Annotated in this window: 19 protein-coding genes, 3 tRNA genes and 1 riboswitch; of the genes, 20 read left to right on the top strand and 2 right to left on the bottom strand. The window is 28.7% G+C overall.

Annotated elements, in window-relative coordinates:
* The first annotated feature begins 48 nt into the window (after positions 1–48).
* The 14 genes from BUB01_RS07280 (at position 49) to BUB01_RS07215 (ending at position 11,898) form a co-directional block, all read left to right on the top strand.
* Positions 49–124: transfer RNA gene (locus tag BUB01_RS07280), tRNA-Val, on the top strand.
* A 30-nt stretch (positions 125–154) separates the two neighbouring features.
* A tRNA-Thr gene (locus tag BUB01_RS07275) sits at positions 155–229 on the top strand.
* A 6-nt stretch (positions 230–235) separates the two neighbouring features.
* Positions 236–320, top strand: a tRNA-Tyr gene (locus tag BUB01_RS07270).
* Between the two features lie 79 nt (positions 321–399).
* Positions 400–522, top strand: a riboswitch (SAM riboswitch).
* Between the two features lie 356 nt (positions 523–878).
* A complete protein-coding gene (metK, locus tag BUB01_RS07265; protein ID WP_072986033.1) occupies positions 879–2,054 on the top strand; it encodes a methionine adenosyltransferase in 1,176 nt (391 codons plus the stop codon).
* Positions 2,055–2,335: 281 nt separating this feature from the next.
* Positions 2,336–3,172, top strand: a complete 837-nt coding sequence (locus BUB01_RS07260) for a DNRLRE domain-containing protein (protein WP_072986032.1) — start codon at positions 2,336–2,338, stop codon at positions 3,170–3,172.
* Between the two features lie 264 nt (positions 3,173–3,436).
* The gene (locus BUB01_RS07255) at positions 3,437–4,309 is read left to right on the top strand and encodes a radical SAM/SPASM domain-containing protein (RefSeq protein ID WP_072986031.1); all 873 of its coding nucleotides are present in this window, start codon (positions 3,437–3,439) and stop codon (positions 4,307–4,309) included.
* A 558-nt stretch (positions 4,310–4,867) separates the two neighbouring features.
* The gene (agaV, locus tag BUB01_RS07250) at positions 4,868–5,344 is read left to right on the top strand and encodes a PTS N-acetylgalactosamine transporter subunit IIB (RefSeq protein WP_072986030.1); all 477 of its coding nucleotides are present in this window, start codon (positions 4,868–4,870) and stop codon (positions 5,342–5,344) included.
* Positions 5,345–5,415: 71 nt separating this feature from the next.
* Positions 5,416–6,198, top strand: coding sequence for a PTS N-acetylgalactosamine transporter subunit IIC (gene agaW / locus BUB01_RS07245; protein ID WP_072986029.1), 783 nt, complete (start codon positions 5,416–5,418; stop codon positions 6,196–6,198).
* A complete protein-coding gene (locus BUB01_RS07240; RefSeq protein ID WP_072986028.1) occupies positions 6,188–6,997 on the top strand; it encodes a PTS system mannose/fructose/sorbose family transporter subunit IID in 810 nt (269 codons plus the stop codon). Before agaW ends, BUB01_RS07240 begins: the two co-directional genes overlap by 11 nt.
* A 146-nt stretch (positions 6,998–7,143) precedes the next feature.
* A complete protein-coding gene (locus BUB01_RS07235) occupies positions 7,144–7,875 on the top strand; it encodes a GntR family transcriptional regulator (RefSeq protein WP_072986027.1) in 732 nt (243 codons plus the stop codon).
* Between the two features lie 65 nt (positions 7,876–7,940).
* Positions 7,941–9,107, top strand: a complete 1,167-nt coding sequence (locus tag BUB01_RS07230) for an SIS domain-containing protein (RefSeq protein WP_072986026.1) — start codon at positions 7,941–7,943, stop codon at positions 9,105–9,107.
* Positions 9,108–9,132: 25 nt separating this feature from the next.
* A complete protein-coding gene (gene agaF, locus BUB01_RS07225; protein WP_072986025.1) occupies positions 9,133–9,561 on the top strand; it encodes a PTS galactosamine/N-acetylgalactosamine transporter subunit IIA in 429 nt (142 codons plus the stop codon).
* A gap of 20 nt (positions 9,562–9,581) precedes the next feature.
* Positions 9,582–10,439 carry a tagatose bisphosphate family class II aldolase gene (locus BUB01_RS07220; RefSeq protein ID WP_072986024.1) on the top strand — a complete coding sequence of 286 codons (858 nt, stop codon included), beginning with the start codon at positions 9,582–9,584 and terminating at the stop codon, positions 10,437–10,439.
* Between the two features lie 151 nt (positions 10,440–10,590).
* Complete coding sequence (locus BUB01_RS07215; protein WP_072986023.1) at positions 10,591–11,898, top strand: class II D-tagatose-bisphosphate aldolase, non-catalytic subunit; 1,308 nt, start codon at positions 10,591–10,593, stop codon at positions 11,896–11,898.
* A 127-nt stretch (positions 11,899–12,025) separates the two neighbouring features.
* Here the strand turns inward: BUB01_RS07215 and BUB01_RS07210 are convergent, their stop codons facing one another.
* Positions 12,026–12,559, bottom strand: coding sequence for a GNAT family N-acetyltransferase (locus BUB01_RS07210; RefSeq protein WP_072986022.1), 534 nt, complete (start codon positions 12,557–12,559; stop codon positions 12,026–12,028).
* A gap of 555 nt (positions 12,560–13,114) precedes the next feature.
* Here BUB01_RS07210 and BUB01_RS07205 point away from each other — a divergent pair.
* Positions 13,115–14,479 carry a lanthionine synthetase C family protein gene (locus tag BUB01_RS07205; RefSeq protein WP_242958377.1) on the top strand — a complete coding sequence of 455 codons (1,365 nt, stop codon included), beginning with the start codon at positions 13,115–13,117 and terminating at the stop codon, positions 14,477–14,479.
* An 82-nt stretch (positions 14,480–14,561) separates the two neighbouring features.
* Positions 14,562–17,777, top strand: a complete 3,216-nt coding sequence (locus tag BUB01_RS07200; RefSeq protein ID WP_072986021.1) for a lantibiotic dehydratase — start codon at positions 14,562–14,564, stop codon at positions 17,775–17,777.
* Positions 17,778–17,821: 44 nt separating this feature from the next.
* On the opposite strand, the gene nagA is transcribed toward BUB01_RS07200, so the two are convergent.
* Positions 17,822–18,958 (bottom strand): N-acetylglucosamine-6-phosphate deacetylase, encoded by a 1,137-nt coding sequence (nagA, locus tag BUB01_RS07195; protein ID WP_072986020.1) that lies wholly within the window; start codon positions 18,956–18,958, stop codon positions 17,822–17,824.
* Between the two features lie 449 nt (positions 18,959–19,407).
* Here nagA and BUB01_RS07190 point away from each other — a divergent pair, with 449 nt between their 5' ends.
* From BUB01_RS07190 to recD2, 4 genes are all read left to right on the top strand, one after another.
* Complete coding sequence (locus BUB01_RS07190) at positions 19,408–21,063, top strand: PTS transporter subunit IIBC (protein ID WP_072986019.1); 1,656 nt, start codon at positions 19,408–19,410, stop codon at positions 21,061–21,063.
* A 1-nt stretch (position 21,064) separates the two neighbouring features.
* A complete protein-coding gene (locus BUB01_RS07185) occupies positions 21,065–21,856 on the top strand; it encodes an endonuclease/exonuclease/phosphatase family protein (protein WP_072986018.1) in 792 nt (263 codons plus the stop codon).
* 281 nt (positions 21,857–22,137) lie between these two features.
* The gene (locus BUB01_RS07180; protein WP_072986017.1) at positions 22,138–22,755 is read left to right on the top strand and encodes a hypothetical protein; all 618 of its coding nucleotides are present in this window, start codon (positions 22,138–22,140) and stop codon (positions 22,753–22,755) included.
* A gap of 191 nt (positions 22,756–22,946) precedes the next feature.
* The gene (recD2, locus tag BUB01_RS07175; RefSeq protein WP_072986016.1) at positions 22,947–25,172 is read left to right on the top strand and encodes an SF1B family DNA helicase RecD2; all 2,226 of its coding nucleotides are present in this window, start codon (positions 22,947–22,949) and stop codon (positions 25,170–25,172) included.
* The last annotated feature ends 19 nt before the right edge of the window (positions 25,173–25,191 follow it).

Below are 25,191 nucleotides of genomic sequence, written 5' to 3'. Positions count from 1 at the left end.
TGCGTTTCGCTTCGATGGTTCGAATCCGTCCTCCTCCACCATTAAAATGGAAGCATAGCTCAGCTGGGAGAGCATCTGCCTTACAAGCAGAGGGTCACAGGTTCGATCCCTGTTGTTTCCACCATTTAATTTTTTAATCAAAAGTGAATAATATGCTGGCATGGCTCAACGGTAGAGCAGCTGACTTGTAATCAGCAGGTTGTAGGTTCGATTCCTATTGCCAGCTCCATGATGTGGAGGAGTTCCCGAGTGGCCAAAGGGGGCAGACTGTAAATCTGTTGCGTTTCGCTTCGATGGTTCGAATCCGTCCTCCTCCACCAAAAGAGACACTAGAATTTAGTGTCTCTTTTATGAAACTTAGAAAATAATAGTTAAAAAAGAATAAAATTTAATAATAAACTCTTATCAAGAGAGGTGGAGGGATAGGGCCCTACGAAACCCGGCAACCGGTGAGAAATCACTATGGTGCCAATTCCTGCAAGTATATAGCTGTTTAGTAGTATATATGTTGCAAGATAAGAGAGAGATGTATAGAAAAAATCTCTTCTTATTTTGTATGAAATAAGAAGAGATTTTTTGTTTATGTAGAAGTATAAATATAAATTTTAAGTTATAATATATACACTAAATTAATAATATATATATTGCAATTTTAAATCTACATTTATTTAAATAAAGTTTTTATAGCTTATTTAAAGGTAATATTAAATTTAATTTGTAGAAATCATATTACAACATATATACTAAAAATAATTTTGTTAAATTTAAGTATTATATAATTATTAAAAATGAAAATAATAATTATGGATACTTGTAAAAATAAATAAAAATAAGAAGGGAGCGAAGACTGTTATAAATTTTAAGCAGTCGAATAAAATATGAGAAGATTATTTACTTCAGAATCAGTTACAGAAGGACATCCGGATAAAATGTGTGATCAAATATCTGATGCCGTTTTAGATGCTATACTAGAAAAAGACCCAAATGCGAGAGTTGCATGTGAAACTTGTACAACTACAGGAATGGTTATGGTTATGGGAGAAATATCAACTAATTGCTACGTTGATATTCCAAAGGTAGTAAGAGAAACAGTTAAAGAAATAGGTTATGATAGAGCTAAAATAGGTTTTGACTACAAAACTTGTGCTGTTATGACGACTATAGATGAACAATCTGCTGATATAGCTATGGGTGTAGATGAAGCTTTAGAATCAAAAAAAGGTGAAATGGATAAATTAGAAGCAGTAGGAGCTGGAGATCAAGGTATGATGTTTGGTTTTGCAACTAATGAAACACCAGAATTTATGCCACTTCCAATAGCTATGGCTCACAGATTATCAAGAAGACTTACAGAAGTTAGAAAAAACAAAATTGTTGATTATTTAAGACCAGATGGAAAGACTCAAGTTACAGTTGAATATGAAGATAATAAACCTATTAGAATTGATGCTATAGTTGTATCAACTCAACATGGTCCAGAAGCTACTCAAGAACAAATAGAAAAAGATATAAAGGAACATGTTATAAATGAAGTGGTTCCAGCTAATCTTTTAGATGAAAATACTAAATATTATATAAATCCAACTGGAAGATTTGTTATTGGAGGACCTCAAGGAGATAGTGGACTTACAGGAAGAAAGATAATAGTAGATACTTATGGTGGATATGGAAGACACGGCGGTGGAGCTTTCTCAGGAAAGGATTCAACAAAAGTTGATAGATCAGCTGCTTATGCTGCAAGATGGGTTGCTAAAAACCTTGTAGCGGCAGGTGTTGCAGATAAACTAGAAATACAATTAGCTTATGCTATAGGAGTTGCTAAACCAGTTTCTATAGAAGTTGAAACTTTTGGTACAGGTAAAATTTCAGAAGAAAAAATAGTAGAAATAATAGAAAAAGAATTTGACTTAAGACCAGGAGCTATAATAAGAGATTTAGATCTAAGAAAGCCTATATTCAGACAAACAGCTGCGTATGGTCATTTTGGAAGAATGGATGTAAATCTTCCATGGGAACAATTAAATAAAGTTGAAATTATAAAGAAATATTTATAAAAAAATTCAAATTTTTGCTTTACTAAACTGCCTATCTTGTATAAATAATATAGGATAGTTGTTTTATTAAATTTGAATATAATAGATAAACTTTTCAGCATTGATATCAGTTGATAATTTTTTATTAACTGATATCTTTTTTTATAAGCTTGTTAAAAAGTATATGAGGATATAATTGTAGAAGTCTACAAATTGACATAAGAGTTGCCTTGTTTTTAGATTAAGCACAAAAAGGTTGTGAAATGAATAGTATAGTATATATTTAATTTGGAGGCTTGGATATGGAAAGAGTTAAATTTTTTTATCCAGTAGAAGATGCTTATATACAAGATAATGCAAATTTGGGTTCAGTAGAAGCTGCAGTTAGGTATGAAGGAACTTCTTTATTAATGGTTGGTGTAGATAATGTTGGAAAGTCATATTCATCTATTGTAAGATTTGATATTTCTGAAATTCCAGTGAACTCAACCATAAAGTATGCGGAAGTCAGTCTCTTTCTATCTAATATAGCTTTAAAAGATAATAGCAAAAAACAATTAGTAACAGCAAGACTTACAGAACCTTTTAAGGAAACTACTTTAAATAGCTTAGAAGCACCAGCCTTTGAAAAAGATAGCGAAAAAATAATAAATGTAGGATATAAGGATGTTAAAAACTATATAGGTATGGATATAACAGAATATGTTAAGAAATGGAGCAAAAGAGAACCTAATTATGGTGAAATATTCACACCTTGTTTTCTATTAAAAAGTCATGATTCTGGGCTTTTGACCTTTAATAGTAAAGAAAACGATATTAATAAGCCTATACTTGCTATATTTTATGAAGATGAAGAAGAAATAATATATGTAGAGGAAAAAGCAACTGAGCCTATCTATATACAGGACTTAAAAAGCTATAGTTATTATTTGAAAAATCTTGGAACTAATAATCTTCAGGCGACTCTTCAGATAAGTTCCAATGGTTACGATTTCATAGATGTTAGTGATAGTATAATTCATTTAATTATGAATGAAACTAAGGTTATGGGAGGGAATAATGAAAAACTTCATGCTAAATACTCAAGAATAGCTTTAAAATCAATAGGAACAAAATGTACTGTTAGTTTTCAATATTAATATAAGGAATATTATTTTCACATATAAATTAAGGTCTAGTAATTGATATTAGTATAGTTTTAAAATTTGAATTTGTTGTGAAGATTAATTATAAAATAATTGTTAATAGTATTCCTTGAAATATACTACCTAAATATCGGAAAACCGAATTTAAATTTGGATTCCCGCTTAAATTAGGTAGTATTTTTTTAAGTAGGCTTGAATAATTTTAATGTTATATGTATGATAGTAAAATAAAGTTTTAATGAAATTGAGGTTTTAAAAATGAGTGAATTTAAAAAATTCTATATAGAAATAACAAATATATGTAATTTAGCTTGTGAGTTTTGTCCACAGACTAAAAGAAAACCTGAAATTATGGATGAGCAAACCTTTATCAATATATTAGATAAGATAAAGCCATATACTGAATATATATACTTTCATGTAAAGGGAGAACCGTTGCTTCACAAAAGTATTGATAGATTTTTAGATATAAGCTATGAAAAAGGCTTTAAAGTTAATATAACCACAAATGGGACACTTATAAAAAAAGCATCATCTAAGTTATTAGGTAAGAAGGCTCTAAGACAGATAAATTTTTCACTACATAGTTTTGATGGAAATAAGGAAAATGGAAGTAAAGATGAATATATAGATGATATATTGGCTTTTGCAAAGGAAGCTAGGAAAGATTCTGATGTAATAATAGCTTATAGACTTTGGAATTTAGAAAAAGAGAATAAGTTAAATTTTGAAAAGAAAAAGAATAATCATATAATAAGAAGACTTGAAGAGGAATATAAATTAGATTTTAAAATTGAAGAAGAAATACCTAAATGTAGAGGTATAAAAATAGCAGAAAAAGTTTATTTAAATCAAGATCATGAATTTGTATGGCCAGCGCTTACCAACGAAGAATATATAGGGGAAAGCTTCTGCTATGGGTTGAGAACTCAAATAGCTGTATTAGTAGATGGTACAGTTGTACCATGTTGTCTTGATGGAGAAGGTGTTATAAACTTAGGAAATATAAAATCAGAAGACTTTAAAGATATAATTGAAAGTGATAGGGCTAGGGATATAATAGAGGGATTTTCAAGAAGGGAAGCTGTAGAAGAACTGTGTAAAAAGTGTGGATATAGAACGCGATTTTAAGTGAGAATTCAAATTTTAATTTATTCATTAGAGATATTATTTCTTTGATATATTTTTTGATAATATATTCACAGATATTTCAGTAGAAAAGAAAATTGAAAGTGGAGTAAAAAAATCAAAAAATGTAGATTAGAATTAAAGGCTTTAGAAATGTTATTGATAGATAAAAAAGTAATATTGATATGAAGTTACAAAAAAAGAAAGAGCAGTTTAATAATATTATTGAATAATTTAAAATTTAAAATGGAAAATTTTAAATTAAAAATGAGTTATTGGATTACGTGATTAGAAATCCGTTCGCAATAGCTCATTATTTTTTTGCAAAAATTGAATTATACACTAGCTATTTAATGAAATAGGCTTTTATTACATATTTGCAACAAAATAGTGGTACTTACCACTATACCACTATATAGCATAAAAAGTATAAAAAATATCAATAAAAAGATAAAAAAACGTATTGACAACATTTACATTGGGGTGTATTATAAAAGTGTGGTACGAACCAGTTGGTTTTGGTACAAGACGTAATAACAAGTTTGATGGAGGAGATAGATTATGCCAAATATTTTAATGACAAGAATTGATAACAGATTAATACATGGACAAGTAGGAGTTACTTGGGTAAATGCACTAGGAGCTAATCTTATATTAGTAGCAAATGATGAAGTAGCAAATGATCCTATTCAGCAAAATTTAATGGAAATGGTTGTTCCAGATGTCATTGCAACTAGATTCTTCACTTTAGATAAAACAATTAATGTTATAGGAAAGGCTGCAGCTAGACAACTTATATTTTTAGTTTGTAGATCACCAAAGGATGTAGTAAAGCTAGTAGAGGGTGGAGTTCCTGTAAAGAAGGTTAATATAGGAAATATGCACTTTAGCGAAGGAAAAAAACAAATATCATCAACTGTTTCAGTAGACGAAGAAGATTTAAAGGCATTCAGAAGATTAAAGGAACTAGGAGTAGAACTTGAAATAAGAAGAGTTCCAGAAGAAAGAATAGAAGAAGATATTTATAAATACTTATAAGATTTAAACCTGATTTTAAGTAAGCTAAGCTTATTTAAAGATAAAAATAAACAGAAAAGGGGAGAGGAAAAATGCACGTATCGTTTTTACAAGTAATTTTAATAGCTATTTGGGCTGGAATAGCTGGTGTCGATCATTTCGACGGGTTAACTCATATTCATAGACCTTTAGTTACAGGTTTAGTTATCGGACTTATATTAGGAGATGTTAAGCAAGGAATTATTATAGGAGCAGCCTTAGAATTAGTTTGGATGGGACTAGTACCATTAGCTGGAGCACAACCACCAAACATAGTAATGGGAGGAGTTATTGGAGTAAGTGCAGGACTTATTTTAGATCTTAAACCAGAACAAGCAATTGCAGTAGCTTTCCCATTTGCAGTAGCAGTTGAGTTGTTAGTTTCAGGTGTATACTTCACAGTAAATTCATTATTTATGCCTAAAGTTGATAAGATGTGTGAAAATGCAGATTATAAAGGTGTAGAAAGATTAAATTATTTAACAATGTTATTCTTATTTGTATTATTCTTTGTAGTAGCATTTATACCAGTTTATCTTGGAGCAGACAAAGGAGCAGAATTATTAGCTAAGATACCATCGTGGTTTATGGAAGGTCTACAAGTTGGTGGTGGTATGTGTATAGCTGTTGGTATAGCAGTATTACTTAAAATTATGCTTAAGAAAGAATATATTGTATTCTTCATACTAGGATATGTATTAGTATCTTATGCACATTTCGATATAGTACCAGTAACATTAAGTGCATTAATAGTAGCATTATATGACTATTATAAAGGTGGAAGCTCTAGTAGCGAAACTGTAGCTGTAAAGGAGGAATTTGAAGATGGAATCTAAAAATGTTTCAAGCAATGAAATAACTAAAAAAGATTTGAACAAAATGGTATGGCGTTCAACATTATTGCAAGCTTCTTTTAACTATGAAAGATATCAAGGAGCAGGTTGGTTATATGGAATGCTACCAGCTTTAAGAAAGATTCATACTAATAAAGATGATTTAGCAGTAGCTATGAAAGATCATGCTGAATTCTTTAATACTCATCCAGTATTAGTAACCTTTATTATGGGTATCATAACAGCTATGGAAAAAGGAAAAATAGATAGAGATTCTATAAGAAGTATTAAGGTATCTTTAATGGGACCTTTAGGTGGAATAGGAGATTCTTTAATATGGATGACTGCATTATCTATATGTGCAAGTATAGGTGTATCCTTATCAGCTAAAACAGGTAGTATAGCAGGACCAATATTATTCTTAGTATTATTTAATGCAATACACTTTGGTTTAAGATTTGGATTAATGAAATATGGATACAAAAAAGGTATAGAAGCAGTTGGTCAGTTTAAAGACCAAATTAAGAAAATAACACATGCAGCTTCAATAGTTGGTATAACTATACTTGGAGCAATGGCAAGTACATTTGTTAAATTGAAAATAATTGCTGAGCCACAAATAGGTGATGGAAGTAAAATTCTAATTCAAAAAGATATATTAGATAAGGTATTAGCTAATGCTTTACCAGTAGCTTATGTATTCTTTATGCTTTATTTATTAAAGAAAGGTAAATCACCATTATTCTTAATTATATTAACATTCGTGCTAGCTGTTTTAGGACATGCAGCAATGATAATATAGGGTATTTTGAATTAAAAGTAATTAAAGTGTTACCCTGTAGTAAGATATTACAGGGTAACACAAAATAAAGTGTAAAATTTATAGTAATATATAAAAAATATATGATATAATTTCTTAGATAATATATTTTAAGAAAGGTTAAGGAAATGAGTACAATAAATAAAAAATCAAGAACACCGTTATATTTACAACTTATGAATGTACTTATAGATAAAATACAAAGTTCAATGGATGAGAATGAACAGTTGCCATCAGAAAGAGAAATTTGTGACTTTTATGATGTTAGTAGATCAACTGTGAGGCAAGCGTTAGATGAATTGGAAAAAGAAGGGTATATATATAAAGTTCAGGGAAAAGGAACCTTTGTTTCGCCAAAAAGATTAGACCAAGATTTGGCACAATTTTATTCATTTACAGAAGAGATGAAGAAATTAGGTAAAAATCCTATTTCAGAAGTTATTGGATTTGAAATAATAGAGGCAGTTGGAAAGATTAAAGAAAATTTAAATGTAAATACTAATGATTTGATTTTTAAGATAACAAGAATAAGAAAAGCTAATGATATACCTATGTTATATGAAATATCATATTTGCCTTATGAAAGGTTTGATGGGCTTAATAAGCTGGATTTAGAAACAAAGGCTATGTATGATATATTCAAGAATAAATTTAATGTATCAATTGCTATGGCTGAAGAAAGTTTTGAGCCTATAATAACAAGTAAATTAGAAAGCTATTACTTAGGAGTAACTGAAGGAACTCCAAGTTTAAAAATAGAAAGATTAACCTATGAAAGAGATAAAGTAATTGAATATACTGTATCTGTTGCAAGAGGGGATAAATTTAAATATAAAGTAACATTAAATAATAAAAAATAATTTTTTTTAAAACAACTGGTAATGACAACATAACCACATAAATTTTATTATAGAGGAGGATTATTATGATATCAGGAATAGATAATAATTTAATTGAAGCATTAAAATGTGAGTATACAGCTACAGAAATAAATCAACAACCTAGATTGTGGCTAGAAACTTACAAAATAATAAAGGAGAATAAGGAAAAAATACAAAACTTTTTTAAAGATAAGTTGAATAAAGAAAACATAAGAATAGTGCTTTGTGGTGCTGGAACATCAGCATTTGTAGGGGATACTGCAGCTCCATATTTGTCAAAGCTTTTAAATAAAAGGGTTGAAGCTGTTGCAACTACTAATGTAGTATCAAACCCAGAACAATATATAGAAAAAGCAACACCAACTATAGTTGTATCATTTGCTCGTTCAGGAAATTCACCTGAAAGTGTAGGAACCTATGATTTATTTGAACAACTTTCTGATGACTTATACCAAGTAATTATAACTTGTAATTCAGAAGGAGAATTAGCTAAAAGAGCAAGAACAAAGGAATCAAATCTTTTACTTCTAATGCCAGAGGAATCAAATGATAAGAGTTTTGCGATGACAAGTTCATTCTCTTGCATGCTATTAACAACATTACTTGCATTTGATATCGAAAATATAGAAAAAAATTATAAAAAGGTAGAAGAAGTTGCAAAACAAGGTGAAAAAATATTAAGTGAACAATTTAATGAGATGAGAGATGTAATGAATTTTAAATCTAAGAGAGTTGTATTTTTAGGTTCAGGTTCATTAATGGGACTAGCTAGAGAAATGGCACTTAAGAATTTAGAGTTAACATCAGGAAATGTTATTTCAGTACATGAATCAGTATTAGGGTTTAGACATGGTCCAAAATCAATAATAAATAATGATACTACAGTATTTATATTAGTATCAAATGATGAGTATACTTACAATTATGATAAAGATTTAATTAAAGAAATATTTACAGATGAAGGAGAACAAAAATTAGTTGTCCTTAGCTATAAAGATAGGGAAGAATTAAAGTATCTTTCACATAAATATGTAACATTAAATGGAGCAGAAGATTTAGATGATGCATATTTAGCTTTAAATTATGTACTTTATGCACAACTTTATGCTCTATATTCATCAATAGATTTAGGAATATCACCAGATAATCCTAGACCAGACGGAACTGTTAATAGAGTAGTTAAGGGCGTTACTATTCATAAATTTAATTAGTTTTTTTGGAAGGAGATTTTAACATATGGTAGGAATAATTGTTACAGGTCATGGAAATTTTGCAACTGGTCTTTTAAGCTCAATGAAGCTTATAGCAGGTGAACAACAAAACGTAGTAGGTATAGATTTTACAGAACAAGATACTACTGAAACATTAGAAGAAAAATTAGTAACTGCAGTTAGTAATTTTGAATCAGATGTATTAATGCTTTGTGATTTGGCCGGAGGTTCACCTTTTAGAGTAGCTGCATTACTTAAAAATAGTACTACAAATAAAAATATAGAAGTCATTTCAGGAACTAACTTACCAATGCTTTTAGAAACTGCACTTATGAGCAATGGTATGAAATTATATGAACTTGCAAGTTTTGCTATTAATTCAGGAAATGAAGGAATAGCTAAATTTGAAAATAAGAAAAGAGAAGTAATTGAAGACGAATCTGATGGTATTTAAATAAAAGGAGATGTAGTAATATGAGAAATATATTATCAACTAAGGAAATGTTATTAAAGGCTCAAAAAGAAGGCTATGCTGTACCAGCTTTTAACATCCATAACCTAGAAACATTCCAAGTAGTAGTAGAAACAGCAGCAGAAATGAAATCACCTGTAATTATAGCAGGAACACCATCTACAATTGAATATGCAGGTGGCGATTATATAGTAAATATGGCTCAAGTTGCAGCTCGTAAATATGATATTCCTATAGCTATACATTTAGATCATTTCGAAAAGGTAGATGAAATTAAACATTATATAGATGAAGGATTTAGATCATCTATGATAGATGCATCTCATGAAGGCTATGAAGAAAATATAGAGATTGTTAAGGAAGTTGTAGCTTATGCACATAAATATGATGCTACAGTTGAAGCTGAACTTGGAAGATTAGGTGGACAAGAAGATGATTTAGTTGTAGATGAAAAAGATGCAATGTATACAAATCCTAAGCAAGCAAAAGATTTCGTTGAAAAGACAGGTATAGATTCATTAGCAATAGCAATAGGAACAGCTCATGGTCTTTATAAAGGTGAAGCAAAGCTTGATTTTGATAGACTTGCTGAAATAAGAAAAGAAGTTTCAGTACCATTAGTTTTACATGGAGCTTCAGATGTTCCAGATGAATTAGTTAAAAAGGCTATAAGTCTTGGAATTTGTAAAGTAAATGTTGCAACTGATTTGAAAATACCATTTTCAGATGCGGTAAAAAAATATTTCAATGAAAATCCAAAGGCAAATGACCCTAGAAAATATATGACTCCAGGTAAAAAAGCAATGAAAGAAATAGTAAAACACAAAATTTTAGTTTGTGGAAGTAATGACAGATATTAATAATTGACTTTATAAGATAATGGATAGACTAAGTTTTGGTTTATCCATTATTTAATATATAAGGTTTTTCTCAAAGTAAGGATTTTAAAAACTAATAAGAAAAATTACCTTTATAAGAAGTTATGATGTAAAGGTTAGGAGGATTTTAGATATGCAAAGAAATTATTTATTAGATATTGTAGAAGCTCAAAACAATGGTATTCATAAGGGAATATATTCAGCTTGTAGCGCTAATGAATATGTTATAGAAGCTGCTATGGAAAGAGCTAAAAATACTAATGAGTATGTACTTATAGAAGCTACAGCAAATCAAGTTAATCAATATGGTGGGTATACTGGCATGAAACCTATTGATTTTAAGAATTTTGTATATGATATTGCTGACAAGATAAATTTTGATAAGGATAAGATAATACTTGGTGGAGATCATTTAGGACCTTTAACCTGGTCTAAAGAAACAGAAAAGGAAGCTATGGCAAAATCTCATGAACTTGTGAAAGAATATGTTATGGCTGGTTTTACTAAGATACATTTAGATACAAGCATGTATTTAGCAGATGATGATAGAAGTAAAAAGTTAGCTACAGAAGTTATCGCGAGAAGAGGTGCAGAACTTTGTAAAACTGCTGAGGAAAGTTTTAAAGCATTAAAAGAAAGAAACAGCATGGCAGTAGCACCTGTATATATAGTTGGAAGTGAAGTTCCTATACCTGGTGGTATTCAAGATGAAGAGGAAGGAATACAAGTTACTAAGCCAGAAGACTTTTTGGAAACTGTTAAAGTTTATAAGGCTGAGTTTAAAGATAAAGGAATAGATGAAGTTTGGAATAGGGTAATAGGAGTAGTTGTTCAACCAGGGGTTGAGTTTGGTGATGAAAGCGTCCATGAATATAATAGAGAAAAGGCTGAAAAATTGGTAAATTCATTAAGAGGCGTAAAGGGAATTGTATTCGAAGGACATTCTACTGATTATCAAACTAAGACTAAACTTAAGGAAATGGTAGAGGATGGAATAGCGATTTTAAAAGTTGGACCTGCGCTTACTTATGGTTTAAGAGAAGCTTTATTTGCTTTAAATCATATAGAAAACGAAATTTTTAAATATAGAGCAGATATCAAGTTATCAAACTTTATAAATGTATTAGAAACATCTATGGTAGAAGAACCAACTCATTGGAAGCAACATTATCATGGTGATGCTGAAGATATAAAATATGCAATGAGATATAGTTATTCGGATAGATGTAGATATTATATGCCAACAGAAGCTGTTAATAAGGCTATGAATATACTTATTGAAAATTTAGAAAGTGTGGAAATTCCGTTAACTATAATAGATCAATATATGCCTATGCAATATAAAAAAATTAGGGAAGGTTTAATTCAGAATAAACCTAAAGAGTTAATAAAAGATAGGATAGGTGACTATATAGATGATTATCTTTATGCTTTAAGGTGAAGATTATTTTAGTATAAAAATTTTGCTATTAAGAATATGCTTAATTATTAAATATTAAGCATATTCTGTTTAAGGATAATATGAGATATGAGGAAATTTACTAAATAATATGAATAATCAAAAAAGTTTAGTTTACCATTAATCTCATATTAATTAAGTCATATAGTACCCCGTTGCACATCATTTCATTTTTTAGAATACCTTCTTCTTTAAAACCTAATTTCTTATATAAATGTAGTGCATTTTCATTATCCGATCTTACTCTTAAATTTAACTTGTATATAGATTTGTTTTCTTTTGCCCAATTTATTAAAAGTTTTATGAGTTCTGTTGCTACTCCAAGATTCCAATAATCTTTTAACACATCTACTCCAAATTCACCAACGTGTTGAAATTTTTTTGAAGGACCAACTCCAAATGATAAAGCTCCTATAATTTTATTATTTAAAGTTGCTATAAGTAAAAGTGCATTATCAGCTTGCGAAAATTTATTTATTATAAGCTCTTGTTGTTTATTAGTGAAAGTAACTTCATCTGGTTCTAAACCAAAATGACTAGTTTCTAAACTTACACTTTTAAAAAAATTGTTTAAGTTTATAGCATCCTCAGCACAAGCTTTTCGTAATATTATTTCATTATTATGGCTTAAAAATTTTTTCATATTATCTCCTAAGATATATCATTAATAACAAAAAAGTGAAGTCCAATTTAATAGAATCTTCACTTTCTATGTTCAGTGTTAAAAAAGAAATTATTTACAGATACTACAAACAGTGATAAATGAAGCTGTTCCGATACGTTCAGAATTCTTCTTTGTTTTATCAACTTTGACTTTTTGCAAATCTAGATTGAAATCGTTATTTTTTGACATTGTTCCCCCTCCTTTTTCGGAATATTTTTAATATTCTTACAATTAAATATTAACATATTTTGCTTAATAAGTATAGTTCAGAATATGTCAAAAAAGTTTTAAAATTTACAAAAAATGAGTTTTAAATATAAAATACTTCATTTTAATCCAAAATACTTTAAATATCACTAATATTTGACATAGGTAAAACTAAATGATAAATTTTCTATATGTAAACAAATGATATTTTGTAAATATAATTTTAATATTATAAAAAAATTAAGTTTTGGATAGTTGGGATGGATTAAAGTATTATAAATATAGAATAATTAATTTAAATTAATTAGATTATATGCAGAGGTGAATATGAGAAATAATATTGATATAAATTTTCATTGTGAGGAAAATCTAATATTTAAAAATAATAATAAGAAAATAATTGAAGCTATTTCAAAAATAATTAAAGTTATTAAAAATCCTGATAATTTAGATGACATTACAAAAGAAGTAATAGAAAATCAATATTCTTCAATGCACATATATTCTAACGTTTGTGTGGTACTAGCTGAATGTTTTGAGATTATAAAAGATAAAAAATTATTAGATGAAATACATTATAATTATATGGTGAAAATACGTGAAGAATTATATAGTACATCTTCTTTAAATTCCTCACTTTTTTCAGGAATTGTAGGTGTTGGGTTTGGAGTATATTTTTTATATGAAAAAACATTAAATTATAAAAAATTTATTGATAGTTTAAATGAATTGATTGTTGAGTTGGTACAAAATGAAATAGAAAATAATATATCTACTTTAGAAAATGTAAAAGTTACTGATTATGATACTATAGTAGGATTGGCTGGAGTAACTGGATATTTACTTTTGTTCAAAAATGAGGATTACATTAGAATATGCATTGAAAAAATTTTAAAATATATTGTTAAATTATCAGATGATATAGAAGTACATGGGCATAAAGTTCCAGGTTGGTATGTGTCTTCTGAAAATCAAATATTAGATGCAGATAAAAAATATTATAAACGAGGGAATTTTAACTTAGGTTTAGCTCATGGAATTACAGGACCATTGACTATACTAGCCTTAGCCCTAAAAGAAGGAATTGAAGTTAGTGGGCAGAAAGAAAGTATTAGTAAGATATTATATGATTTAAAGAGATTCAGATATAGGGATGAAAATGGTGATACATATTGGCCAGGAATATTAAGCTTTGAAGAATATATTGATGGTGAAGTAAGACAAAAGAAAACAAATAGAGCTAGTTGGTGCTATGGAACACCTGGAATAGCTAGAGCTATGTATATATCTAGTAGCGTAGTAGGGGACGAAGAGGGAATGGAGATATCTATCAATGCAATAGAATGTTTGTGTAAGATGAATGAAAAAGAGTGGGGATTCAATTCACCAACTTTTTGTCATGGGTATGCGGGATTGTTAGCAGTTGTACAAGCTATGTATATGGATACTGGAAATATAAAATTTGATGTTGGTAGGGAAAAAATACTTGAGAAACTTTTGGGATTTTTTGATGAAGAATCTCTTTTAGGATTTTATGATATAGATTTAAAAGACGCTATTAATGGCAATTTAGAATTAGTGAAAAGAAATAGTATGGGATTATTAGATGGAGTTGTTGGTATCGCATTAATATTGTTATCCTTTATTAAACCTATTAAAACAAATTGGATGAGAATTTTTATGATAAATTAAGATATATTAATTTAAGATACGATTGCAAAATAAAGCATAAAATTTAAAATGAAAAGTAATATGGTTATATGGGTGGTGTAAAATGAGTTGTTTAGAAACTAAAAGCTATTATAAAACTTTAGGATTTTTTATGATGAGGAGTGCTATATTATCTTTTGAAAATTATAAAGAAATTTTTGATAATGAACTTTCAATAGATGAAATTAAATACAAGTTAATTTCTAAAGTTAATATTCCAGAGATTAAGGAAGCAATTCTCATATCTAGTTCATCATTAGATCAAGCGATAGATAGAATGAATAATGAAAAGGATATGAATAAAAAGGATCAAGTGTTAAGTTCTATATTAAAATATATTATAAGGATGTCATCAAGAACTACTCCTTATGGGCTTTTCTCAGGAGTAACTATTGGAGAATTTGGACAAAGTACTGAACTAACAATAAATGATATAAAGTTGCACAAAAAAAGGGCTAGACCTGATATGGAATGGCTTTATGGAGTAATGAGAATATTAGAAGAAGATGAAAAGATTTTAAATAAATTGATGATTAAGGCTAATCCTATTGTAATTAATAATGGGAATAGATTAGATATTCCGTATATAAGTAATTATGGACAAATAAATAATGATGTAGAGAATAGTAGTTTAAATGCATCAATAAGATTGACACCTGCAGTTAAACTAATAATGAAAGAATTAAAAGAACCTAGAAGGTTTAATGAAATTTTAAAGAAAATGATTAAGAAAAATCCAGGAGTACCTGATAGCGTAATAAAAGAATTTATGTATCAACTTTTAGAAAATGAATATATTATAACGAATATAAGAACGCCTCTTATAAATAGTGATATATTTAATTATCTAATAGACGTAATAAAGAATATAGATGAGGCTAAAGATATATATATAAAATTATGTAAAGTTAAACAATTGATAGATGAGTATAATGATTTATCAATAGGAGATGGGGTAGACAAATATAAAGAATTAGTAAAAAGAATGAAAGATATTTATGAAAGTAGTAATTACATCCAAGTTGATTTAAATATAAATAAGAATAAAATAGTTTTAAGCAATGAAATAGAGGAAGAAGTTATAGATGTTATTGAATTTTTAATAAAAATAGCAAAGAAAACTGGAGAAGCACAGCATATAGAAGATTATAGAAAAGAATTTATAGAATTTTATGGAATGAATAGAGAAGTTTCTGTTATAGAATTATTAGATGAGGATAAAGGTTTGGGAGCACCTGCAGGATATACTACACCTTATAGTAGAAAGGAATTAAATTTTAGAGAGCTAACTAAGGAACAAAAGCAGTTCAACTCATACATGGTTAGAAAGGTAGAAGAATGTATTTTTAAAAAGGATGCTCAAATTATATTATGCGAAGAAGATTTAGAAATAATGGGAGGAGAAAATTTAGAAAACATAACTTTTGATAAAATGCCTAAGTCGATGGATATGTATGTATTTTTGACAGCTAAAAACGCACAAGCTTTAGATGATGGTGATTTTAAGATGTATATAGGTCCTAATCCAGGAATTACAGGGGCTGGCAGGACATTTGGAAGGTTTATAGATATACTTCCAAATGATATATATGAAAAAATGAATGAAATAAATAAAGTAGAGAATGAAATATATGGTGATAGGTATCTATTAGCAGAAATAGTTGAATTACCTCAAGAAGGACGTGTCTCTAATGTAACATTGAATTGGAACTCAAGAGAATATGAAATAGCTATAGCTGACAATTATAGTGGTGAAAAGAAAAAAATAGAGATAAGTGATTTATATATAGGAATAGATAGCTATAATCAAAGATTTTATATAAAAAGCAAAAGCCTTAATAAAAGAATTATAACTACTTCTAGTCATATGTTAAATATATTAGCAGGAAGTAATATATTTAGATTTCTTAGAGAGATTTCACAAGATAATACAATAGAGACTTTTGAAAAAATTTATAGAAATGGGCTTGAGTTTTTTAGTTATATACCTAGGATAGTTTACAAAAGGACAGTGCTTATTCCTGCAACGTGGAAATTTTCAATGATTTCTTTAAAGTTAGATAAAAAAAGTAAGTTTGAAGATTTTAGAAAGAAGTTTGAGATTCTTAGAAAGGATTATAGTATTCCTAAATATGTATATCAAACTGAGGGAGATAATAGATTGTTATTAAATTTAGATAACTTTCTTCATGTTAATGAATTATTTAAAATACTAAAATCAAAAGGTGATAAAGAGATAGTTTTAAATGAAGTTGAGGATGGAATTGACAACCTTTTATTAAAAGGCTTAGATGGAGGATATTTTTCAGAATTTGTAATACCGTTAGTTTTAAATAAAGAAAACTATATTAAAGAGAAAAAAGAGATAGATATATTTAGTACAAACTATGACTATTCAAAAAATCAGAGTAAATTAGAGACACAAAGTGAAAAAAGACAAATGCTTTTAGGGGATGAATGGATATATATAAAGTTATATGGAAATTCTAATAGGGTAGAAGAATTTTTGGGATTCGAATTATTAGATTTTTATAATTATTTAAAGGAATATGGAATTATAGAAAAATTGTTTTTTATAAGATATTCAGATCCAGAAAAACATATAAGATTAAGATTAAAGTGTAAAAAAATTGATAGAAAAACAATATACATTATTAATAATTGGTTTAAACATTTAAGGGAAGAAGGTCTTCTTAAAAAAGTAGTATTCGATACTTATTATAGAGAAACAGAAAGGTATGGAGGAGAAGAACTTATAGAACTTGCAGAGGATATTTTCCATGCAGATAGTTTATTAGTTCTTAATTTAATAAATTTAAAAAGAAGTGGTCAAATACAATTAGATTCTAAGTATATAGCGGTTTCAAATATTATAAATATATTAGAGGAATTAGGATTATCTTATGAAAATCAAAAATTATTGTTTGAAAGTACATTTGATAAAGATAAACATAGAGGAATATTTAAAAAGGATAGAAAACTTTTGATGGATATTTCGAACTCGGCAGATGAATGGAGGAGCTTAAGAAGTATAGAAGATGGAGAACTTATACATAATCTATTTGAAATAAGAAAAGAGGCTTTGAATAAATATAGGGAAAAGTTAAAAGAAGTAGATAAAAGAGAAGGACTATGGAATTCTAAAACAAATATTTTGTTTAGTTTGACTCATATGTATTGCAATAGATTTATAGGAGATAATGAGACAGAAGATATAATAATGCATCTTATAAGACATTCGTTACATTCTCTAGAATACTTAAGAAATAAAGGTAAGTAATCGTTAAAAAGGCCAGTAGATAGGTTATCTACTGGCCTAAGTTATTAAGCTTTATGAACTAATTTTCCATTAACTATAACGTATTTTACATTAATATCTTCATCAAATAAAACTAAATCAGCATCATAGCCTTCTTTGATAAGACCTTTTTTATCTTCAATTTTACAGTGTCTAGCACCGTTATAAGTAGCCATTTTTACTACTTCATGTATATGATAGTCAGAATTTTTATAAACATTTCTTATAGCTTTGTCTAAGGTTAACACTGAACCAGCTAAAGAGCCTGTTCTAAGTCTTGCAGCACCATTAGCTACCACAACATCTTGACCACCTAAACTATAATCACCATCTGGCATACCACAAGCCATCATAGCATCTGTTATAAGTAGTACTTTATCAGTAGTTTTTTGTTTGTAAGCAACTCTTAAAGATGGGTAGGATATATGGATACCATCTGAAATAGTTTCAGTAGTTATTTCACTATCAAAAATAGCACCAACTACACCAGCTTCTCTATGTGCAAAAGGAGTCATAGCATTAAATAGGTGAGTAGAATGACATGCTCCACACTTGATAGCTTGCTTAGCTTCTTCGTAAGTAGCTTTAGTGTGTCCCATAGAAACAACTATTCCTTTCTCACTTAAATATTTGGTAAGCTCTTTAGCACCATCTACTTCAGGTGCTAGGGTTATAGAAACTACATAATCTTCAAATTCACCAACTATTTCATTAAAGTTTTCAATAGATGGAGCCATTAAGAAGTTTGGATTTTGAGCACCTATAGCCTTAGGACTTATGAATGGTCCTTCAAGATGAGCTCCTAGAACATTAGCACCATCAGTACCTTCGTTTTTTGCTTTTGCAATTACTGACATAGATTGTCTTATATCACTAGCTGCAACAGTCATAGTTGTAGGAGTAAATGAAGTTGTACCATGTTTTACTATGGTTTTTGAGATTTCATTTATTGCTTCAAAAGTTCCATCCATAGTATCATAGCCACCAGCCCCATGAATGTGGACATCTATAAATCCTGGTGAAAGATATAATCCTTCGCCATCGATAATTTCACCAGAGTAATTTTCGGTAGGGTTTATAGCTTTGATTTTTCCATTTTCAATAAGAACGTTTCCTTTTTCAGTTGAATTTAAGAATATAATATTACAATTTTTAATTAACATAAAAATCAACACCTCCTATTAATATTTTAAGGTTTTATGGAGATGTAGTCAATTTCAAAATGCATTTATTTTTCTTAATTTGAGCCTAATTTGTAGCATAAATTAATGATTTGTGAAAACGGTTGCTCTGATATTTATAGAAAAGCGTAAGATATAACTGAAAAACAGAGAAAATATAAAATAATTTAATAAATTAAGCTTATAATCTAATTGTTAATAGTAAATTATAATGATATAATCATAAATGAAAAGGGCTTCAATTTTAATAAATTCAAATTTATTAAGCTATTTGTAAGTAATTTTTATAAAATATATGAAAATAATAAAAAAGAAATTTTTTTTGCCTAAATTTGCAAACGGTTGCACGGTAAAAAGATGTTGAGTAATGGTTAGAATGCAATTAATTTTAAATTCAATATTAATTAACAATAGAAAGTAGGAGGGAAAAAATGAAAAGTGATAAAAAATTACTATCTTTTGATTTTTGGCAAAAATTTGGTAAGGCATTGCTTGTAGTAGTTGCTGTTATGCCAGCAGCAGGTCTTATGATATCATTAGGTAAATTAATAGGAATGACTGTTGATTCAAATTTTATACATACTATTGCAAGAGTTATGGAAGATATAGGGTGGGCTATAATAGGTAATATGAATATACTTTTTGCAGTAGCAATAGGAGGTTCTTGGGCTAAGGAACGTGCAGGTGGAGCATTTGCTGGACTTCTAGCGTTTGTACTTACAAATCGCATAACAGGAGCAATATTTGGGATTTCAGGAGACATGCTTTCAAATCCAGATGCAACTGTAAATTCAGTTTTGGGAAGTAGCCTAGTAGTAAAAAATTATTTCATATCAGTACTTGGAGCCCCTGCATTAAATATGGGTGTGTTTATAGGTATTATATCAGGATTTTTAGGTGCTAGTTTATATAATAAGTATTATAATTATGACAAACTACCAAATGCATTATCATTCTTTAATGGAAAACGTTTTGTACCATTCGTGGTTATATTAGGTTCTACAATAGTAGCTATTTTATTATCAATAATTTGGCCATTTTTCCAAGGTGCATTAAATTCTTTTGGTAAATGGATAGCAACATCTAAGGATACAGCACCAATAGTTGCACCATTTATATATGGAACATTAGAACGTCTATTATTACCATTTGGGTTACATCATATGATAACAGTTCCGATAAATTATACAGAGCTTGGTGGAGTTTATCATATGTTAACAGGAGCTAATGCAGGTAAGACTGTTGCAGGACAAGATCCATTATGGTTTGCTTGGATTACAGATTTAATAAATTTGAAAGATGCAGGTAAGACAGCGGACTATAATAGCTTATTAAGTTCAGTAGTACCAGCCCGTTTTAAAGTTGGACAAGTAATAACATCAACAGCTTCATTAATAGGTGTAGCCTTTGCAATGTATCATAATGTAGACAAAGAGAAAAAAGCAAAATATAAATCAATGTTTTTCTCAGCAGCATTAGCAGTTTTCTTAACAGGGGTTACAGAACCAATAGAATTTATGTTTATGTTTGTATCACCAATTCTTTATGGGGCTTATGCGATACTTACAGGATTAGCTTTTGCTTTAGCAGACATAATAAATCTTAGAATTCATTCATTTGGATTTATAGAATTTTTAACTCGTACACCTATGCTTGTAAAAGGTGGATTAACAAGAGATATACTAAATTTCGTAATAACAAGTGGTGTTTTCTTTGGTTTAAATTTTGCTGTATTTAATTTGTTAATAAAGAAATTTAATATTGCAACACCAGGTCGTGCTGGAAACTATATAGAATCAGAGAATGAAGAAGTAAAAGAAACTAAAAAAGAAGCAGTAGAAAATACTGATTTATTAGCAGTAAAGATAATCTCATTATTAGGAGAAAAAGAAAATATAGAGGATGTAGATGCTTGTATGACAAGACTTCGTGTAACAGTTAAGGATTTAAATTTAGTTGCAGATGAGAAGGCTTGGAAGGAAGCTAAAGCTTTAGGGCTTATAGTTAAGGATAAAGGTGTTCAAGCTATATATGGGCCAAAGGCAGATGTGTTAAAATCAAATATACAAGATATCTTAGGTATGTAAAATGAAACTATTAACATTAAATTGTCATTCATGGATGGAAGAAAATCAATATGAAAAGTTAAAACATATAGCAAAAACCATAGTAGAAAATGAGTATGATGTAATAGCACTTCAGGAAGTAAGTCAACTTATAAAATCAGATGTAAAATTTGAAAATATAAAAGAAAAGAATTTTGTGATTAAACTTTTAGAGGAGATTCAAAATTTAGGTAATACTGAATATAGTTTTGTGTGGGATTATTCACATATAGGTTATGAGAATTATGAAGAAGGGGTAGCGATACTTACAAAGCATAGAATAACTAAAAAAGAAAGTTTCTTTATTTCAAAAGGGAAAGATCAAACCTATTGGAAGACTAGAAAAATAGTGAAGTGTGAAATAAGTTATAATGGAGATTTTATAGATATATACTCTTGCCATTTAGGATGGTGGAAAGATAGTGAAGAACCATTTGAATATCAGTGTGATAGGCTTATAGAAACTATGGATAATAAAAAGTTAAATATATTTATGGGGGATTTCAATAACAGTGCTTTTGTAAAAGATGAAGGTTATGATTATATAATTAAAAATGGTTTATATGATAGTTATAATATGGCTAAAAATAAAGATAGGGGTGTAACCCTAATTGGAGAAGCAGCTGGTTGGGATGAAAATAAGGATGAACTTAGAATAGATTTAATACTTGTAAACAAAGAGCTAAAGGTAAAATCATCCTATACTATATTTAATGGATCAAATAAAGATGTAGTATCAGATCATTATGGGGTAGAAGTAGAACTAGATTTATAGTGATAAGCAAACTCCTACTCATTTTATTGGTATGAGTAAGCTGGAATTAATCAAATTTAAATTTTGATTTGTATTTATGAAATAAATCTGTACTAAAGAATAATGTTGATTATGAGATAAAAGGAAGTACGCAAGTACTTCTTTTTTTGTATGCATTTTTTGTATACATTTAAGATAAAAGAAATTTATTCGATACAATATATGGTATGGTTAAACGGTTTTTGTATATATTTGAAAAATATTAAAATAGTATTTTAATAACAATTAGAGGGAGAGTTGAAATGAAAAAGAAATTTAAATTTTATATTATTAGCATCCTGGCTATATGTTTATTAGCTGGTTGTGGAACGAAATCAAAAAAGCCTACAGAAAGTAGGGTTGATGGTGAAAATTATAAATTCACAGGCGAAGAGTTTAAGAATTATTTTAACGAAACAATTGAAGATGGCACAAAAATTAAGGAGTTCAAAGGCAAAAAATTAGAAACTAAGACTAAGAAGAGTACAGGTATAGTAAAATCAAAGCAAACCAAAGAAGATGATGTGTATTTTTATATAGAATCTTTAGATAAATGTATGGTTAGTGCTAAATCTAATGAAGAAAATGGTAAGCTTAGTGAAGTTTCAATTCAATTTCAAGGTGGAACAGAAGAAAATAATGGATCTTATACAAAAGTTAAATTTAGTAGTAGTGAAATTAAAAAATTTAAAAAGTATGCAGATGCAGTATTTGATGTATGTGAACCAAATATAGAAACAAAAAAATTTGAAGAGTTTTTTGATAAGTGTTTTTCAGGAAATATTTCTCCAACTACAAAAGAAGAAATTGGAGATTTAAAAATAACATTAGATTCAAGGACTAGCTTAGAAATGACTTTTAAACCTAAAGCACAAAAATAAAATTTATAGGGAGAAAAGCACATATGGTGCTTTTCTCTTTTTATTTTTTCAAAGTTGCAGTATAGTATAAGTGTAATAAAAATTTAATATTTATTTGTAGAAAAATAATATAAGAATTATATTGGAAAAAATAAAATGTGATATAATTATAAATGGGATTTTATTCAAATCATACAATGGAGTAAGATAAAATGGAGACGATAGAAGGAATTGTAGATGCCATAGTTTTTAAAAATGATGAAAATGGGTATGTTGTAGCAAAGATTAGAGTTTTAAATAATCTTGTAACAATAGTAGGTATTATACCGTATATAAGTGAGGGGCAGCAATTAAAGTTAAAAGGTGAATGGATAGTTCATAAAAGCTTTGGAAAGCAGCTTAAGGTTATAGAATGTGAAGAGATTATGCCAGATACAATTCAAGGAATTGAAAGGTATCTATCATCAGGTTTAATTTATGGTATAGGACCTATAACTGCAAAAAAAATAATTAAAAAATTTGGAGAAAATACATTAGAAATATTGGACAATGATATAGGGAGACTAAAAGAAGTTGAAGGAATAGGACAAAAGAAGCTTGATTTAATAATTGAATCATATATGTCACAAAGAGAGCTCAAAAGCATAATGATGTTTTTCCAAGCTCATGGAGTCACGCCTAATCAGTGTTTAAAAATATATAAGAGATTTGGTTCAGTTTCTGTAGATGCTGTTAAAGAAAATCCATATGTACTTTGTGAAGAAATTTCAGGAATTGGTTTTAAAACTTCTGATAAAATAGCAAGATCCATAGGAGTAGAAGCAGATTCACCTTTTAGGGTAGAAAGTGGAATCAAGTATGTTATAAATGATTTTTGTGCAAATGGAAATACTTTTATGCCAAAAGATTTACTTATTGAAGAGGCGGCAGAAGTATTAACCGTAGCACCAAGTATAGTTGAGAGTAATATAATGAATGCAGCTATGCAAAATAAGATAAAGTTAGAAAGAGTTGATGACATAGAAGCAGTTTTTACTATGCCGTATTATTACTCGGAGCTTGGAATAACAAAGAGAATATTAACTTTAGCTATTCATAACTTTCAAAATGCTAATATAGATATTGAGTATGAAATAACTCAATTTGAGAAGAGGAACTTAATAACTTTTGCACCATCTCAAAAGGAAGCTATAATAGGTGCATTTACTTATGGAATAGAAATTATCACTGGAGGTCCTGGAACAGGAAAAACAACAATAATTAAGTGTATAATAGATATATTTGAAAAGTGCGGCATGAGAGTTATGCTTGCAGCACCTACTGGAAGAGCTGCAAAAAGGATGACAGAATCAACAGGAAAAGAAGCAAAAACTATTCATAGAACACTTGATATGACTGTAACTGATGAGGAAGAATCGGTATTTGCTAAAAATGAAAGTACGCCACTAGAAGCTGATGTAGTAATTATAGATGAAGCATCCATGATAGATATAAATCTTATGAATACATTGCTTAAAGCTATAAAGGTAGGAACAAGGCTTATATTAGTTGGGGATGTTGATCAGTTGCCTTCAGTAGGGCCGGGAAATGTTTTAAATGACTTAATAGCTTCTGAGTTTACAAAGGTAGTAAGGCTTAAGGAAATATTTAGACAAGGCAAAGAGAGCATGATAACAGTTAATGCGCATAAAATAAATCAAGGTGAGATGCCATTTTTGAACGAAAAGGGTAAAGATTTTTATTTTATTAATGAAGATAATTTGGATAATATATTGACTACAATAATAGAGCTTATAAATACGAGATTGCCTAAGTTTAATTCTAATTGGAATAAATTAAAGAGTATACAAATACTAGCACCCATGAAAAAAGGAAGTTTAGGAGTAGTTAATTTAAATCAAAGACTTCAAGAAATTTTAAATCCAAAGGAACCTTGGAAAAAAGAAAGACAGTGTAGAGATATAACCTTTAGAGTTGGAGATAAGGTTATGCAAATAAAAAATAACTATAATTTAAATTGGTTTAGAGTTGCTGGAATTGGGGATAATGAAGGTATAGGTGTATTTAATGGTGACATGGGATTTATTGAAGCTATAGATGAAGAAGAAAAAACGTTAACTGTAATTTTTGATGAAGAACGTAAGGTTTTATATGATTTTAATTATATAGAAGAGTTGGAATTAGCGTATGCCATAACTATTCATAAAAGTCAGGGAAGTGAATTTCCTGTAGTTATTATGCCGAGTTATATGGGATCGCCGTTATTAATGAATAGAAATTTATTATATACAGGAATAACAAGGGCTAAAGAGCTTGTAGTTATAGTTGGTATGGTTAGGGCACTAAAATATATGGTAGATAATACAAAAAGTACTGAAAGATATTCATCTTTGAGGTGGAGAATAGAGCAAATAATATCAAATGAAGTTTTTAAGTGAGAATCCAAGTGTTAATTTG

The sequence above is a fragment of the Clostridium cavendishii DSM 21758 genome (genome assembly GCF_900141845.1).
Classification (GTDB): Bacteria; Bacillota; Clostridia; order Clostridiales; family Clostridiaceae; genus Clostridium_AG; species Clostridium_AG cavendishii.
The sequence above is the reverse complement of the archived record's forward strand: the minus strand, read 5'-3'. Positions and strand labels throughout refer to the sequence as shown.

Coding starts and splice junctions, on each gene's coding strand:
- BUB01_RS07235 (WP_072986027.1), top strand. CDS start 7,144: ATGAGTACAATAAATAAAAAATCAAGAACACCGTTATATTTACAACTT.
- BUB01_RS07185 (WP_072986018.1), top strand. CDS start 21,065: ATGAAACTATTAACATTAAATTGTCATTCATGGATGGAAGAAAATCAA.
- BUB01_RS07260 (WP_072986032.1), top strand. CDS start 2,336: ATGGAAAGAGTTAAATTTTTTTATCCAGTAGAAGATGCTTATATACAA.
- agaW (WP_072986029.1), top strand. CDS start 5,416: ATGCACGTATCGTTTTTACAAGTAATTTTAATAGCTATTTGGGCTGGA.
- recD2 (WP_072986016.1), top strand. CDS start 22,947: ATGGAGACGATAGAAGGAATTGTAGATGCCATAGTTTTTAAAAATGAT.
- agaF (WP_072986025.1), top strand. CDS start 9,133: ATGGTAGGAATAATTGTTACAGGTCATGGAAATTTTGCAACTGGTCTT.
- BUB01_RS07230 (WP_072986026.1), top strand. CDS start 7,941: ATGATATCAGGAATAGATAATAATTTAATTGAAGCATTAAAATGTGAG.
- agaV (WP_072986030.1), top strand. CDS start 4,868: ATGCCAAATATTTTAATGACAAGAATTGATAACAGATTAATACATGGA.
- nagA (WP_072986020.1), bottom strand. CDS start 18,958: ATGTTAATTAAAAATTGTAATATTATATTCTTAAATTCAACTGAAAAA.
- BUB01_RS07190 (WP_072986019.1), top strand. CDS start 19,408: ATGAAAAGTGATAAAAAATTACTATCTTTTGATTTTTGGCAAAAATTT.
- BUB01_RS07240 (WP_072986028.1), top strand. CDS start 6,188: ATGGAATCTAAAAATGTTTCAAGCAATGAAATAACTAAAAAAGATTTG.
- BUB01_RS07220 (WP_072986024.1), top strand. CDS start 9,582: ATGAGAAATATATTATCAACTAAGGAAATGTTATTAAAGGCTCAAAAA.
- BUB01_RS07180 (WP_072986017.1), top strand. CDS start 22,138: ATGAAAAAGAAATTTAAATTTTATATTATTAGCATCCTGGCTATATGT.
- metK (WP_072986033.1), top strand. CDS start 879: ATGAGAAGATTATTTACTTCAGAATCAGTTACAGAAGGACATCCGGAT.
- BUB01_RS07205 (WP_242958377.1), top strand. CDS start 13,115: ATGAGAAATAATATTGATATAAATTTTCATTGTGAGGAAAATCTAATA.
- BUB01_RS07200 (WP_072986021.1), top strand. CDS start 14,562: ATGAGTTGTTTAGAAACTAAAAGCTATTATAAAACTTTAGGATTTTTT.
- BUB01_RS07255 (WP_072986031.1), top strand. CDS start 3,437: ATGAGTGAATTTAAAAAATTCTATATAGAAATAACAAATATATGTAAT.
- BUB01_RS07210 (WP_072986022.1), bottom strand. CDS start 12,559: ATGAAAAAATTTTTAAGCCATAATAATGAAATAATATTACGAAAAGCT.
- BUB01_RS07215 (WP_072986023.1), top strand. CDS start 10,591: ATGCAAAGAAATTATTTATTAGATATTGTAGAAGCTCAAAACAATGGT.